The sequence below is a fragment of the Leclercia sp. LTM14 genome, assembly GCF_023736175.1.
Classification (GTDB): Bacteria; Pseudomonadota; Gammaproteobacteria; order Enterobacterales; family Enterobacteriaceae; genus Enterobacter; species Enterobacter barmai.
On the sequence record NZ_JAIKTT010000001.1, the window covers coordinates 1 to 13,581 of the forward strand.

A 13,581-nucleotide genomic window follows, 5' to 3' on the forward strand; every position below is an offset into this window, starting at 1 on the left:
TAATGCTGTACAGCCGCAAGTCTGATATGAAAAGGATGTTTCATCGTTCTGGACCTCCAGATTCCGGAATCTGGTGTCCAGGATCTGGGGTTCAGTGCAGATAGCCCCCTTTACAAGTTCACGGGTGACGTGGTTTGCAGAGAAGCGGCGAATGTATAGTGAACGGAACTACCCTCAGTGCGGCATGTTCCCCTCACCCCAGCCCTCTCCCCAAAGAGGAGAGGGAGCAGACCGTGCGGCATGTTCCCCCTCACCCCAGCCCTCTCCTCAAAGGGGAGAGGGCGCAGACCGTGCGGCATTTTCCCCTCACCCTAACCCTCTCCCCAAAGGGGAGAGGGAATAAACCCCGCCCCACTTTCAGATTAACCCGCAAGACAATCTTATCCACCGCAATACACTATCCATTAGCTATTTACGCAGTGAATATACCGAGAAGAAACATGAAAACGCTCGTCGCAGTAACACTCCTCAGCATGGCGCTGACTGGCTGTGTCAATCCAGGAAAAGCCTCTGTACAGGAAGAACAACTCCAGCAGCACCGCTTCGTGCTGCAAAGCATCAACGGCACCGCCATAGCCCCGGTCGCCACGCCGCCGGAAATCACGTTTGGCGAAAAAATGGCGGTCTCAGGGGTGATGTGCAACCGCTTCAGCGGCCAGGGCAAACTGTCTGATGGCGAGCTTAAGGTTAAGGAACTCGTCATGACGCGTAAACTGTGTACCGAGCCACAGCTTAACGAGCTGGATCACGCCATTGGAACGATGCTGCGCAGCGGTACGCAGGTCGATCTGACGGAAGATGTGTTAACCCTGGCGACGGCCGAGTCGACGCTGGTGTTTAAACGCGCAGAGTAATCAGTAACTTCCGCACGAACCTACGGCAAGCGACTGTTCACTGCAGCGTTTGCCGTTAGGCAGCGCACACATGCCGATGGCGGAACCATCCAGCTGACGCGCAACGGACAGCGAGCCGCCAATCATGGCGCAATTGGCCTCTCCTGAACTGGACATGGCCGCCCTCATCCCCGGCGCGACGTGCGCGGCGGTTGCCTGCTGAACAGGTTCATTGCTACAGGCCGACAGTAACAAAGCGGCACACCCAACCCAAAATGCTGCGCGCATAATCTCTCCCCTCGTTGAATTGCAAAACCTATGCATAATAGGCACCCCACGCCCTGCCGTCGAGAGCCGAAGCGCGGTTTTATGCGCTGTGAAAACAATTGCAGATTAATTTCAGGCAAAAGTTTGATCAAACCATTGATGGCGTTAATGAGCAGGACACAAAAGCGAAAATCGTTTCAGCGCCCCTTTGCTAAACTTAAAAGATAACTACAGGCCCCGTCGAAGCGTCACGGGTCCCTCTTTTCTTTGCGCAATGTAAGGGTGTCATATGCAAACTATTGACGGTAATGGCGCAGTCGCGTCCGTCGCGTTTCGCACCAGTGAAGTGATCGCCATCTACCCCATTACACCCAGCTCAACCATGGCGGAACAGGCCGACGCCTGGGCCGGGAACGGGCTGAAAAACGTCTGGGGTGATACGCCTCGTGTGGTGGAAATGCAGTCGGAGGCCGGGGCGATTGCCACCGTCCACGGCGCGCTGCAGACCGGGGCGTTGTCCACCTCGTTTACCTCGTCCCAGGGGCTGCTGCTGATGATCCCGACGCTGTATAAGCTCGCGGGACAACTCACCCCTTTCGTGCTCCACGTCGCGGCCCGCACCATCGCCACCCATGCGCTGTCGATTTTTGGCGACCACTCCGACGTGATGGCCGTGCGCCAGACCGGTTGCGCCCTGCTCTGCTCCGGCAGCGTGCAGGAGGCGCAGGATATGGCGCTGCTCTCCCACATGGCGACGCTGAAAAGCCGCGTGCCGTTTATTCATTTCTTCGACGGTTTCCGCACCTCCCACGAGATCAACAAGATCAAGTCGATCGCCGATGACACGATCTTAAAGCTGCTGCCTCAGGCGGAGATTGGCGCCCACCGCGCCCGTGCGCTGAACCCGGAACACCCGGTGATCCGCGGCACCTCCGCCAACCCGGACACCTACTTCCAGTCCCGCGAGGCGACAAACCCGTGGTACGACGCGGTGTATGACCATGTGGACCAGGCGATGGCCGACTTTGCCGCTGAAACCGGGCGCGAGTACAAGCCGTTTGAGTTTTACGGCCATCCGCAGGCGGAACGCGTCATTGTGATCATGGGCTCTGCCATCGGCACCTGTGAAGAGGTGGTGGATGAGCTGCTGCGCCGGGGCGAAAAAGTGGGCGTGCTGAAGGTGCGTCTCTACCGTCCCTTCTCGGCAAAACATCTGCTGGCGGCGCTGCCGGAAAGCGCGCGGTCGGTAGCGGTGCTGGATCGCACCAAAGAGCCCGGCTCTCAGGCCGAGCCGCTCTATCTGGACGTGATGACAGCCCTGGCGGAAGCCTTTAACAGCGGCGAGCGCGAGACGTTGCCGCGGGTGATTGGCGGGCGCTATGGCCTGTCGTCGAAAGAGTTTGGCCCCGAATGCGTACTGGCCATCTTTAACGAGCTGAGCGCCGCGAAGCCGAAGCCGCGCTTTACCGTCGGCATCTATGACGATGTCACCAATTTGTCCCTGTCGCTGCCGGAAAACACCCTGCCGTCCACCGCGAAGCTGGAAGCGCTCTTTTACGGGCTGGGCAGCGACGGCAGTGTGTCGGCGACCAAAAACAACATCAAGATCATCGGTAACTCCACGCCGTGGTATGCCCAGGGCTATTTCGTCTATGACTCGAAAAAAGCCGGCGGGCTGACGGTTTCTCACCTGCGCGTCAGCGAACAGCCGATCCGCTCGGCGTATCTGGTATCGCAGGCCGATTTCGTCGGCTGCCACCAGCTGCAGTTTATCGACAAATACCAGATGGCCGAGCGCCTGAAACCGGGCGGGATTTTCCTGCTGAATACGCCCTACAGCGCCGATGAGGTGTGGGCGCGCCTGCCGCAGGAAGTGCAGGCGGTGCTGAACCAGAAAAAAGCGAAGTTCTATGTCGTTAACGCCGCCAGAATCGCCCGCGAATGCGGCCTGGCGGCGCGTATTAATACCGTGATGCAGATGGCGTTTTTCCATCTGACCCATATTCTGCCGGGCGACAGCGCGCTGATCGAGCTCCAGGGCGCGATTGCCAAAAGCTACAGCAGCAAAGGCCAGGAGCTGGTGGAGCGCAACTGGCAGGCCCTGGCGCTGGCGCGGGAGTCGCTGGCGGAAGTGCCGCTGCAGCCGGTAAATGCCCACAGCCCGAACCGCCCGCCGGTGGTGTCGGACGCGGCGCCGGACTTTGTCAAAACCGTGACCGCCGCGATGCTGGCCGGTCTGGGCGATGCCCTGCCCGTCTCGGCCCTGCCGCCGGACGGCACCTGGCCGATGGGCACCACCCGTTGGGAAAAACGCAATATCGCCGAGGCGATCCCGATCTGGAAAGAGGAGCTGTGCACCCAGTGTAACCACTGTGTGGCGGCCTGCCCGCACTCGGCCATTCGCGCCAAAGTGGTATCACCGGAGGCGATGGAGAACGCCCCGGCCAGCCTGCACTCGCTGGATGTAAAATCCCGCGACATGCGCGGCCAGAAATACGTCCTACAGGTGGCGCCGGAGGACTGCACCGGCTGTAACCTTTGCGTGGAGGTCTGCCCGGCGAAAGACCGACAGAACCCGGAGATCAAGGCCATCAACATGATGTCGCGCCTTGAACATGTGGAAGAGGAGAAAGTGAATTACGACTTCTTCCTCGATCTGCCGGAGATCGATCGCAACAGCCTGGAGCGCATCGATATCCGAACTTCGCAGCTGATCACCCCGCTGTTCGAATACTCCGGGGCCTGCTCCGGCTGCGGCGAGACGCCGTACATCAAGCTGCTGACCCAATTGTACGGCGACCGGATGTTGATCGCCAACGCCACCGGCTGTTCGTCGATCTACGGCGGTAACCTGCCGTCAACGCCATACACCACCGACGCCAACGGCCGTGGTCCGGCGTGGGCGAACTCGTTGTTCGAAGATAACGCCGAGTTTGGGCTGGGCTTCCGCCTGACGGTGGATCAGCACCGCGTGCGGGTGATGCGTCTGCTGGAGCAGTTTGCCGATAAGATCCCGGCGGAGCTGAACACCGCCCTGCACAGCGAGGCGACGCCGGACGTGCGCCGTCAGCAGGTGGCCGAGCTGCGCCAGGCGCTGGTCGGGGTGGACGGTGCGGAGCAGCTGTTAACCGATGCCGATGCGCTGGTCGAGAAGTCAATCTGGCTGATTGGCGGCGACGGCTGGGCGTATGACATCGGCTTTGGCGGCCTGGATCATGTCCTGAGCCTCACCGAGAACGTCAATATTCTGGTGCTGGATACCCAGTGTTACTCCAATACCGGCGGTCAGGCATCGAAGGCGACGCCGCTGGGCGCAGTGACCAAGTTTGGCGAACACGGCAAACGCAAGGCGCGTAAAGATCTGGGCGTCAGCATGATGATGTACGGTCATGTTTATGTGGCGCAGATCTCGCTGGGTGCGCAGCTGAACCAGACGGTGAAAGCGATTCAGGAGGCGGAGGCCTACCCTGGCCCGTCGCTGATCATCGCCTACAGTCCTTGCGAAGAGCATGGCTACGATCTGGCGCTCAGCCACGATCAGATGCGCCAGCTGACCGCGACGGGCTTCTGGCCGCTGTACCGCTTTGACCCGCGTCGCGCCGATGAGGGCAAACTGCCGCTGGCGCTGGATTCTCGCCCACCGTCAGATGCGCTGGCAGAAACGCTAATGCAGGAACAGCGGTTCCGTCGGCTCAATGCCCAGCAGCCTGACGTGGCAGAGCAGCTGTGGAAAGATGCCGCTGCGGATCTGCAAAAACGCTACGACTTCCTGGCGCAGATGGCCGGGAAAGCCGAAAAATCGGCCAGCGAATAACCCGTTCAAGCCCGGCATGTCCGGGCTTTTTACGCATAAAAAAGGCCCGCCAGAATGTTCAGGCGGGCCGCTTCCATTTATGAATAAATAACAGTTCAGCTATTTAAACCTTATTTGTTCATTGATCAGAAAAATTTACTACAGGCATATAACGGGGAAAGTGTACTGATTTCTACCGGGAAAAAGTAATTTTTATTTCATATGATTTAATTCAATACATTCACCAAAATTATAACTATTTCTTCAGCAGTAATTCCTTTAGATTTTACTTAACTGGTAACAATTATGTTTTATCGTCTGGCGAGAGAGTGATTTAGCATGAGACCACTTTCCAGCGCAGGAAGTTCCATGGAAAGTTTAAAAATATTTAAAATATAAAAACAGCATAAGGATTAGTCATCATGCAAAGAAAAGTACTGGCTCTGATGATCCCAGCCCTGTTAATGGCTGGCGCAGCACATGCAGCGGAAATTTATAATAAAGACGGCAATAAATTAGATCTGTACGGTAAAGTGGACGGCCTGCATTATTTCTCCGACAACAGCAGCGCTGACGGTGACCAGACATATGTCCGTCTCGGCTTTAAAGGTGAAACCCAGATCAACGATATGCTCACCGGCTACGGCCAGTGGGAATATAACGTTCAGGCAAATAACACCGAAAGTTCTGGCAACCAGTCCTGGACCCGTCTGGCGTTTGCCGGTCTGAAATTTGGCGACTACGGTTCATTCGATTACGGCCGTAACTACGGCGTACTGTACGACGTGGAAGGCTGGACCGATATGCTGCCAGAGTTCGGCGGCGACTCTTACACCAATGCCGATAACTTCATGACCGGTCGCGCCAACGGCGTGGCGACCTACCGTAACAGCGATTTCTTCGGCATGGTTGAAGGCCTGAACTTCGCTCTGCAGTATCAGGGCAACAACGAAGGTTCCGGCAACGGTAACGAAGGCACCAACAACGGTCGTGACGTGCGCCATGAGAACGGTGATGGCTTCGGTATCTCCACCTCTTACGACTTCGGCATGGGCATCAGCGCAGCAGCGGCATACGCCTCTTCTGACCGTACCAACGACCAGGTGAGCAACACCACCGCAGGCGGCGACAAAGCGGACGCGTGGACTACAGGTCTGAAATACGACGCCAACAACATCTACCTGGCGGCCATGTACTCCGAAACCCGTAACATGACCCCGTACGGCGACAACGAGCACGCGGTAGCTAACAAAACGCAGAACTTCGAAGTGACTGCGCAGTACCAGTTCGATTCAGGTCTGCGTCCGGTTGTCTCTTACCTGCAGTCCAAAGGTAAAGATCTCGGCAACGGTCAGGGCGATCAGGATCTGGTTAAATATGCTGAAGTGGGTGCGGTTTACTACTTCAACAAAAATATGTCCACCTACGTTGATTATAAAATCAACCTGCTGGACGAAGACGACCAGTTCTACAAAGATAATGGCATCGGCACCGATGACATCGTAGCCATGGGTCTGGTTTACCAGTTCTGATGAAATTAGCCCGCGTTACGGCGCGGGCTAACTCTTTATATTTCTAAGCCATTCTGATTCTTTATTATCCATATCCACATCCCGTTCAAATATCCTGACTTTATCCTCGCCTCTTTTACACACTTTTAGTTGCGCCGACCGGACAATCTGATACAAGATAAATCGCATGTCTGCCCGGCTGTAAAGGACTTGCTATTATGAATCATCATACCGTTAAATCTTCGCGCATCGCCTCGATTGCCTACGATAAATGCAATGAAACGCTGGAGGTCCGTTTTCTGGATCGCAGCGCCTGGCAATATCAGCCGGTTCCGGTACGGATTTTTAACGACTTTTTGAACGTGGTTTCAAAGGGTCGATTTTACGATGGCGTTGTGAAGGGAAAATTCAAAGAGAAAAGAATCGCCTGAGCCCCTCTCAACTGCATCTTTATTCGTCCGGAGTGGCGCGATAGCTCAACACGCCAGCAACGCCGCCACCGCCATCATTGGGGTGAACCCTGCCTTCCATCACCAGCACTTCCGGGAAATCAAACGGCGACACGCCCTCAATGCAGGCGACGTTGACGCCATACTGATTTGGGTTTGAACGCCGCTGATGGAAAGTGTAAATCCCACAAACAGAACAGAAATAGTGAACCGCCGTCTGAGTGTTGAAGCGGTACTCGGTCAGCAGCGACTCGCCCTGAATAATGTTGATACCGGATAACGGCGCGGAAACCGCGATCGCCCCGCGCATCCGACAGAATGAGCAGTTACAGCGCCGGATGGTATTGAACCCGTCCGAGAGTTCGACGGTAAAGCGGACCGCGCCGCAGTGACACTGAGCAGAGACAGTATTCGCCATTGCAGGCTCCTTTCAGGTAAGCATGCCCAACATGGGCGGCGTGACGCCACGCCGCGTACTGACTAAGTGTACGCCAGACGCTCCGTCAGCGGCGGATATATTCCTCCGCGCTCTTTTTCAAATACGCTTCCTGAAATATTTGTTCTGAATAGGTAAGCTTCATCACCGGCGATAAATAGGGCGCATCAAGCTCGATTAAATCGTCGTCATTCTGGTATCTGGCGTATTTATCTCCGGCGAAAGAGATCTGTTTTTTCTGCACGACATATTTATGCGCCAGCATACTTTCAACTTCATCAAATCGGCTCTTATCCAGCTCAAGCATAATGGCGGTGATCTTGCCGTCCTTATTGAAGATTACGGCGTTGTTTTTTACTCCTTCTAAACCCAGCTCCCGGTTAGGGATAGAGAATATATCGCCGTCGCTCCACTTACTGCGCCCTTCATGCAGGGACGAGGGATAAGCCGTAATAAATTGCTGTAACGTTGTTTTGCCTAACGTCAACCCCATTGCCGTTGTGTTTGCCCGGACGGATGAAAACATTGCCAGTAAAATAAAAATACCCGCCAGTAATTGCCACTGTTTACGCATCGTTATCACCTCATTGTAATAGTCCTGTTTTGCCCACCATCGTCTTTATTACCTGTCTCTTCTCTATCGTACAGGGTCAACTATTATCGGCCTATGCGCCTTTATGGTGAGTGGGTTGCAGTGATACAGCACTACCTACTGAGTGAGGAGATGGCGAAAAAGGCATAAAAAAGCCACCCGTAAAAACGGGTGGCGGGGTATGACTCACGTTCAGCTATTTTTTAACAGGTTGGGGCTTCTTGTCGCCCGATTCCGGCGCCTCGCGCGGGTCATCTTTTTCAACATACTGCATGAGTACCTCCCTTTTGTGGATGGACTACAACTATAGACTGCATTGCAGAAAAACAGCCAGGCGGCAAATAGCGAAAATCACGGTGTACTGGAACGCGAGCCTTTGCTGTAAAACGTGCTGACATTCATCGCCGTAATCCGTACCATACACGCCATACTTTTTCATGTTGATCTGCAGTCCGCCTTCTCCAGACCGGGCCGCCTGAGCTGCTTTAGCCACAAACGAATTGAGCCACTATTAAATGTCGCAAAATCAAGATATTACCAAGAAAGAACAGTACAACCTTAACAAACTGCAGAAGCGTCTGCGCCGTAACGTGGGCGAAGCCATTGCCGATTACAACATGATTGAAGAAGGCGACCGCATCATGGTCTGCCTGTCCGGCGGCAAAGACAGCTACACCCTGCTGGAAATTTTGCGCAATCTTCAGCAAAGCGCGCCGGTCAACTTCTCGCTCGTTGCTGTTAACCTGGATCAGAAGCAGCCAGGCTTCCCGGAGCATATTCTGCCGGAATACCTGGACAAGCAGGGTGTTGAGTACAAGATTGTCGAAGAGAATACCTACGGCATCGTTAAAGAGAAGATCCCGGAAGGGAAAACCACCTGCTCGCTCTGCTCCCGCCTGCGCCGCGGCATTCTTTATCGTACCGCCACCGAACTGGGATGCACCAAGATTGCCCTTGGCCACCACCGCGATGACATCTTACAGACGCTGTTCCTGAACATGTTCTACGGCGGCAAGATGAAAGGGATGCCGCCGAAGCTGATGAGCGACGACGGAAAGCACATCGTGATCCGCCCGCTGGCCTACTGCCGCGAGAAGGACATCGAACGTTTCTCCGAGGCCAAAGCCTTCCCGATTATTCCGTGCAACCTGTGCGGCTCACAGCCAAAACTGCAGCGTCAGGTGATTGCCGATATGCTGCGCGACTGGGACAAACGCTATCCTGGCCGGATCGAAACCATGTTCAGCGCGATGCAGAACGTCGTGCCTTCACACATGTGCGATATCAACCTGTTCGATTTCATAGGCATTAAGCACGGTTCTGAAGTGGTTAATGGCGGCGATCTGGCGTTTGATCGCGAAGAGATCCCGATGCAGCCAGTGGGCTGGCAGCCGGAAGAAGATGACTCTCAGCTGGATGAGATGCGTCTGAACGTTATTGAAGTGAAGTGATTTTAAAGCGTCTCAGCGTGAAGGCTGAGACGCTTTCCCACCCGCTTATTTCAGCAGACGAACCCGACAGTTTTTGCCTTTGATCTTACCGTTTTGCAGCTGTTTCCACGCCTTCTGCGCCACAGACTGACGCACCGCCACATACACGTGCGCCGGATGTACGGCGATTTTACCGATATCCGCACCGTCCAGGCCAATATCCCCGGTCAGCGCACCCAGCACATCGCCCGGACGCATTTTGGCTTTTTTACCGCCGTCGATGCACAGGGTTGCCATCTCTGCTGCCAGCGGCGTGATGCTGACGTTTGCCGGGGCATCCACCCAGTTCAGCTTAATTTGCAGCATTTCAGCCAGAATATTGGCGCGCTGCGCCTCTTCCGGCGCGCAGAAGCTGATCGCCAGACCGCTGTTACCGGCACGCGCGGTACGGCCAATACGGTGAACGTGCACTTCCGGATCCCAGGCCAGCTCGTAGTTTACTACCAGCTCCAGGGATTTGATGTCCAGACCGCGGGCGGCGACGTCGGTGGCAACCAGCACGCGGGCGCTGCCGTTGGCGAAACGCACCAGGGTCTGATCGCGATCGCGCTGTTCCAGGTCGCCATGCAGCGCCAGCGCGCTCTGGCCCGCCTCGGCCAGGGCATCACACACCGCCTGACAATCTTTTTTGGTGTTACAGAACACCACGCAGGAGGCAGGCTGATGAAGGCTGAGCAGCTTTTGCAGCAGCGGGATTTTGCCACGCTGGGTGGTATCGAAGAACTGCTGCTCAATGGCCGGCAGCGCGTCTACGGAGTCAATTTCAATGGCAAGCGGATTTTGCTGCACGCGACCGCTGATGGCGGCGATCGCCTCTGGCCAGGTGGCGGAGAAGAGCAGCGTCTGGCGTGTTGGCGGCGCAAAACGGGTCACTTCATCAATGGCGTCGCTGAAGCCCATATCCAGCATGCGGTCGGCTTCATCCAGCACCAGGGTTTGCAGCGCATCCAGAGAGACCGTGCCTTTCTGCAGGTGATCGAGCAAGCGCCCGGGCGTGGCAACGATAATGTGCGGGGCATGCTGCAGAGAGTCACGCTGCGCGCCGAAGGGTTGTCCGCCGCACAGGGTTAAAATTTTGGTGTTCGGCAGAAAACGCGCCAGCCGACGTAGCTCACCCGCAACCTGATCCGCCAGCTCGCGCGTCGGGCAGAGCACCAGGGACTGCGTCTGGAACAGCGTGGCGTCAATTTGCTGCAACAGCCCAAGGCCAAAGGCAGCCGTCTTACCACTGCCGGTTTTGGCCTGCACACGGACGTCGCGTCCTTCCAGGATCGCTGGCAGCGCGGCAGCTTGTACAGGGGTCATCGTCAGGTAACCCAACTCGTTAAGGTTATCGAGTTGGGCGGCAGGCAGTACGTTCAGCGTTGAAAAAGCAGTCACAGTTATTCTCGCGGTAAAAGACTCACAGTCAGCAGGCGCGTATCCTCGCAGATCTCTGCCTCTGATGCGACATTTTAATCGGCACTTCATCAGGCGGTGGATCCGGCATCGGCTGCGGGCGTGGGATAGGATCGGGAACGGGCACCGGATCGGTAGGCACCGGGTCCGATAGCCGCGTTTGTTGCAGCAGCAGTGTTAAGAGCATGGCCATATTACCCTCCAGAAAACGCGTTGGTCTCTTTTAGGGTAGTCGCTGCTGGATTGCAGGCAAAAAAAAGCCGACTTATTTAAGTCGGCGTCGTACGAATCAATTTTGCTATGCAGTAATTCAAAAAAGGAAGTAAGACAATATGGAGCGCAACGCCCATCGCTTGACGTTGCATTCACCTGCGGGAGAGATATTGCACCTTATGGGTAAATCGTTTTTTGACTTCGCTCAATTAAAATGGCGTTTTAAGAAAGTTATGACGTCAAAAAAATGTAAATTTACAGCCATTTACTGCGATGTAACCACCATGCAACACCACCAATCAATACCACTAACATGATGCAAAACAGCGAGAAGCCGAAGCGGAAATCGCCGCCGGGGATGCCACCAAGATTGACGCCGAACAGGCCGGTCAGGAAGGTGCTGGGCAAAAAGACCATCGCCATCAGCGACATGGTGTAGGTTCTGCGGGAGAGCGACTCCTGCATCACCTGGGCGATTTCGTCGGTCATGACCGCCGTTCGGGCGATACAGGCATCAATTTCATCCAGCCCGCGTCCCAGCCGCTCGGCGATATCCTGCATTCTGCGGCGCTGATCGTCGCTCATCCACGGCAGCCGTTCACTTGCCAGCCGGGCATAGACATCGCGCTGGGGCGCCATGTAGCGGCGCATAACAATCAGCTGTTTGCGCAGTAACGCCAGAAAGCCGCGGGGCGGTATCTGCTGGTCGATGAGATTGTCTTCCAGGTCGATAATTTTATCGTGCAGCTCTTCAATAAACTCACTGGCGTGATCGGTGAGCGCGTCGCAGACATCCACCAGCCAGCCGCCGCAATCCTGCGGACCGGTGCCCTCTTTTAAATCGCCGATGACATCGTCCAGCGCCAGCACTTTTCGCTGCCGGGTGGAGACAATCAGCCGCTCGTCCATATAGAGGCGCATCGCCACCAGTTGATCCGGCCGCTCATCGGTGCTGCCGTTAATGCAGCGCAGCGTTATTAACGTCCCCTCGCCCATGCGGGTGACCCGAGGACGGAGGCTCTCGCCCGCCAGCGCGTCGCGCACGTTGTTGGGTAATAACGGCGTCGAGGCCAGCCAGTGGGCGCTCTCCGGGTGGGTGTAGTTCAGGTGCAGCCAGCAAGGATGCTGCTGATCGATAACGTCATCGTCGGTGAGCGGCCTTGCTCCGCCTTTACCATCCAGTACCCATGCAAAAACTGCGTCAGGAACGTTAACTTCCGATCCTTTTATGCCTTCCACAGCGCCTCCGCCAGTAGCTGTTCTTTGCTGTCAGTCTAGCCACCCTGCCAGCTTAAGCAACACTTTCCCCAGGCATCGCGCTGAATTTATTCATAAAAGAGACTATTCCTGAACCCTATAGCGCGAAAAAAAGCCTGGCGAACCAGGCTTTATTGTCAGGCACGGGCGGGATAGCTTCGCCCGTCATACATGGGCGCAGAGGCTCCCGGATCCAGATGGAAGTTGCGGGTGCGTGTTTGCAGTTCAACGACCTGATTTTTCAGTACTGCCGATGAGCCCGATAGCTCCTCTACCATGACCACGTTGCTCTGGGTCACCTGCTCCAGATCGCTCAGCGCCTGGGTGATTTGTGCGATGCCCCTCTCCTGCTCGTAGGTGGAAGTGGAGATTTCGTCCATCAGTTTGCTGACCTGCCCGGAGCCGCTGACGATCTCATGCATGTTCTTTTCGGCTTCCGCCACTACCATCGCCCCCTGACTGACGTTGCTACTGGTGACGTCGATCAGGGATTTGATATTTTTGGCCGCTTCGGCGCTCCGATGCGCCAGGCTGCGTACTTCCCCCGCCACAACGGAAAAGCCTTTACCATGATCGCCAGCCCGGGCGGCTTCGACCGCCGCATTCAGCGCCAGGATGTTGGTCTGGAACGCAATGCCGTCAATCAGGGTGATAATCTCCGTCATCTGCTGGGCGCATTCAGTAATGGAGTGCATGTTGTTGGCAACCTGCCCCATCAGTTCGCCGCCTTTTTTAGCCTGATGTGTTGCGACACTGGCTTTCTGATTGGCGAGACGAGTGTTGTCCGCCGTATTTTTGGTGGTGGCGGCCATCTGTTCCATGCTGGCGGAGGTCTGGATCAGAGACGCAGACTGCAGCTCGGTTTTAGAAGCCAGCGCCGTGCTACGGGCGGCAAGTTGTTCGGAAAGCGTCATCGCGGTATGGGATGACGAGCGGATCTCGCGCACCAGGGTAGCGAGATTGTTCGACAGCGTGTTGATGCCCGGGATCAGTCTGCCAGCGCAGTTGTTACCAAATTCCGGGATAGTGACGCCCAGATTGCCAGAGACCACCTCTTCGATACTCTTCTTCACCGTATTGATTGGCACGACCAGGTACTGAGTCATGTAAAGCCAGAGAAAACCCCATGTGATGACAAATAAACAGTTAAGTAATATTAACAAAGACATTTGTGGCGCTAAAAATACTACCAGTCCATCAATTACCAAAAACACAACTACCAGATAACTCAGAATAAAAGTCCTCACACTTATATTTCTAAGCATAATAGATCCTACAACGCTATTTTCAGAAGGTAACAACTATATAGCATTCAGTTTTTATTTTTTCACTTACATTTCGT

The 13,581-nt window shown here is 55.4% G+C and carries 13 protein-coding genes; 5 read left to right on the plus strand and 8 right to left on the minus strand.

Translation table 11 applies throughout. The annotated features are described in order from the left end of the window. Window positions 1-440 precede the first annotated feature (440 nt). On the plus strand, window positions 441-854 hold the full coding sequence (gene hslJ, locus K5I40_RS00005) for a heat shock protein HslJ (protein WP_223073981.1): 414 nt from the start codon (window positions 441-443) through the stop codon (window positions 852-854). Here the strand turns inward: hslJ and K5I40_RS00010 are convergent, their stop codons facing one another. Then, window positions 855-1,121 carry a DUF333 domain-containing protein gene (locus K5I40_RS00010; RefSeq protein WP_039028502.1) on the minus strand — a complete coding sequence of 89 codons (267 nt, stop codon included), beginning with the start codon at window positions 1,119-1,121 and terminating at the stop codon, window positions 855-857. A gap of 268 nt (window positions 1,122-1,389) precedes the next feature. On the opposite strand from K5I40_RS00010, the gene nifJ reads away from it, so the two are divergent. From nifJ to K5I40_RS00025, 3 genes are all read left to right on the plus strand, one after another. Next, on the plus strand, window positions 1,390-4,914 hold the full coding sequence (gene nifJ, locus K5I40_RS00015; protein WP_223073980.1) for a pyruvate:ferredoxin (flavodoxin) oxidoreductase: 3,525 nt from the start codon (window positions 1,390-1,392) through the stop codon (window positions 4,912-4,914). Between the two features lie 401 nt (window positions 4,915-5,315). Beyond that, window positions 5,316-6,425 carry a porin OmpC gene (gene ompC, locus K5I40_RS00020; RefSeq protein ID WP_223073979.1) on the plus strand — a complete coding sequence of 370 codons (1,110 nt, stop codon included), beginning with the start codon at window positions 5,316-5,318 and terminating at the stop codon, window positions 6,423-6,425. A 197-nt stretch (window positions 6,426-6,622) separates the two neighbouring features. Further along, on the plus strand, window positions 6,623-6,835 hold the full coding sequence (locus K5I40_RS00025; protein ID WP_039028499.1) for a KTSC domain-containing protein: 213 nt from the start codon (window positions 6,623-6,625) through the stop codon (window positions 6,833-6,835). A gap of 19 nt (window positions 6,836-6,854) precedes the next feature. Here the strand turns inward: K5I40_RS00025 and K5I40_RS00030 are convergent, their stop codons facing one another. The 3 genes from K5I40_RS00030 to K5I40_RS00040 form a co-directional block, all read right to left on the minus strand. Further along, window positions 6,855-7,271 (minus strand): GFA family protein, encoded by a 417-nt coding sequence (locus K5I40_RS00030; RefSeq protein WP_223073978.1) that lies wholly within the window; start codon window positions 7,269-7,271, stop codon window positions 6,855-6,857. Between the two features lie 85 nt (window positions 7,272-7,356). After that, window positions 7,357-7,863, minus strand: coding sequence for a hypothetical protein (locus tag K5I40_RS00035; RefSeq protein ID WP_039028497.1), 507 nt, complete (start codon window positions 7,861-7,863; stop codon window positions 7,357-7,359). 214 nt (window positions 7,864-8,077) lie between these two features. Continuing rightward, entirely contained in the window at window positions 8,078-8,155 is a 78-nt protein-coding gene (locus tag K5I40_RS00040; RefSeq protein WP_225759512.1) for a hypothetical protein, read from the minus strand. Between the two features lie 241 nt (window positions 8,156-8,396). Between K5I40_RS00040 and ttcA the strand changes: the two genes are divergently transcribed. Then, complete coding sequence (gene ttcA / locus K5I40_RS00045) at window positions 8,397-9,332, plus strand: tRNA 2-thiocytidine(32) synthetase TtcA (RefSeq protein ID WP_223073977.1); 936 nt, start codon at window positions 8,397-8,399, stop codon at window positions 9,330-9,332. A 45-nt stretch (window positions 9,333-9,377) separates the two neighbouring features. On the opposite strand, the gene dbpA is transcribed toward ttcA, so the two are convergent. The 4 genes from dbpA to K5I40_RS00060 form a co-directional block, all read right to left on the minus strand. Then, window positions 9,378-10,751: an ATP-dependent RNA helicase DbpA gene (gene dbpA / locus K5I40_RS00050; RefSeq protein WP_039028495.1), complete on the minus strand. Its 1,374-nt coding sequence runs from the start codon at window positions 10,749-10,751 to the stop codon at window positions 9,378-9,380. Between the two features lie 28 nt (window positions 10,752-10,779). Continuing rightward, entirely contained in the window at window positions 10,780-10,956 is a 177-nt protein-coding gene (locus K5I40_RS24050) for a hypothetical protein (protein ID WP_375540627.1), read from the minus strand. 281 nt (window positions 10,957-11,237) lie between these two features. Next, the gene (gene zntB, locus K5I40_RS00055) at window positions 11,238-12,221 is read right to left on the minus strand and encodes a zinc transporter ZntB (RefSeq protein ID WP_138369157.1); all 984 of its coding nucleotides are present in this window, start codon (window positions 12,219-12,221) and stop codon (window positions 11,238-11,240) included. Between the two features lie 155 nt (window positions 12,222-12,376). Then, complete coding sequence (locus K5I40_RS00060) at window positions 12,377-13,504, minus strand: methyl-accepting chemotaxis protein (protein WP_223073976.1); 1,128 nt, start codon at window positions 13,502-13,504, stop codon at window positions 12,377-12,379. Window positions 13,505-13,581: the final 77 nt, after the last annotated feature.

Bases quoted from the DNA above. Each gene is read 5' to 3' on its own strand.
- hslJ (WP_223073981.1), top strand. From the start codon at position 441: ATGAAAACGCTCGTCGCAGTAACACTCCTCAGCATGGCGCTGACTGGC.
- K5I40_RS00010 (WP_039028502.1), bottom strand. From the start codon at position 1,121: ATGCGCGCAGCATTTTGGGTTGGGTGTGCCGCTTTGTTACTGTCGGCC.
- nifJ (WP_223073980.1), top strand. From the start codon at position 1,390: ATGCAAACTATTGACGGTAATGGCGCAGTCGCGTCCGTCGCGTTTCGC.
- ompC (WP_223073979.1), top strand. From the start codon at position 5,316: ATGCAAAGAAAAGTACTGGCTCTGATGATCCCAGCCCTGTTAATGGCT.
- K5I40_RS00025 (WP_039028499.1), top strand. From the start codon at position 6,623: ATGAATCATCATACCGTTAAATCTTCGCGCATCGCCTCGATTGCCTAC.
- K5I40_RS00030 (WP_223073978.1), bottom strand. From the start codon at position 7,271: ATGGCGAATACTGTCTCTGCTCAGTGTCACTGCGGCGCGGTCCGCTTT.
- K5I40_RS00035 (WP_039028497.1), bottom strand. From the start codon at position 7,863: ATGCGTAAACAGTGGCAATTACTGGCGGGTATTTTTATTTTACTGGCA.
- K5I40_RS00040 (WP_225759512.1), bottom strand. From the start codon at position 8,155: ATGCAGTATGTTGAAAAAGATGACCCGCGCGAGGCGCCGGAATCGGGC.
- ttcA (WP_223073977.1), top strand. From the start codon at position 8,397: ATGTCGCAAAATCAAGATATTACCAAGAAAGAACAGTACAACCTTAAC.
- K5I40_RS24050 (WP_375540627.1), bottom strand. From the start codon at position 10,956: ATGCTCTTAACACTGCTGCTGCAACAAACGCGGCTATCGGACCCGGTG.
- K5I40_RS00060 (WP_223073976.1), bottom strand. From the start codon at position 13,504: ATGCTTAGAAATATAAGTGTGAGGACTTTTATTCTGAGTTATCTGGTA.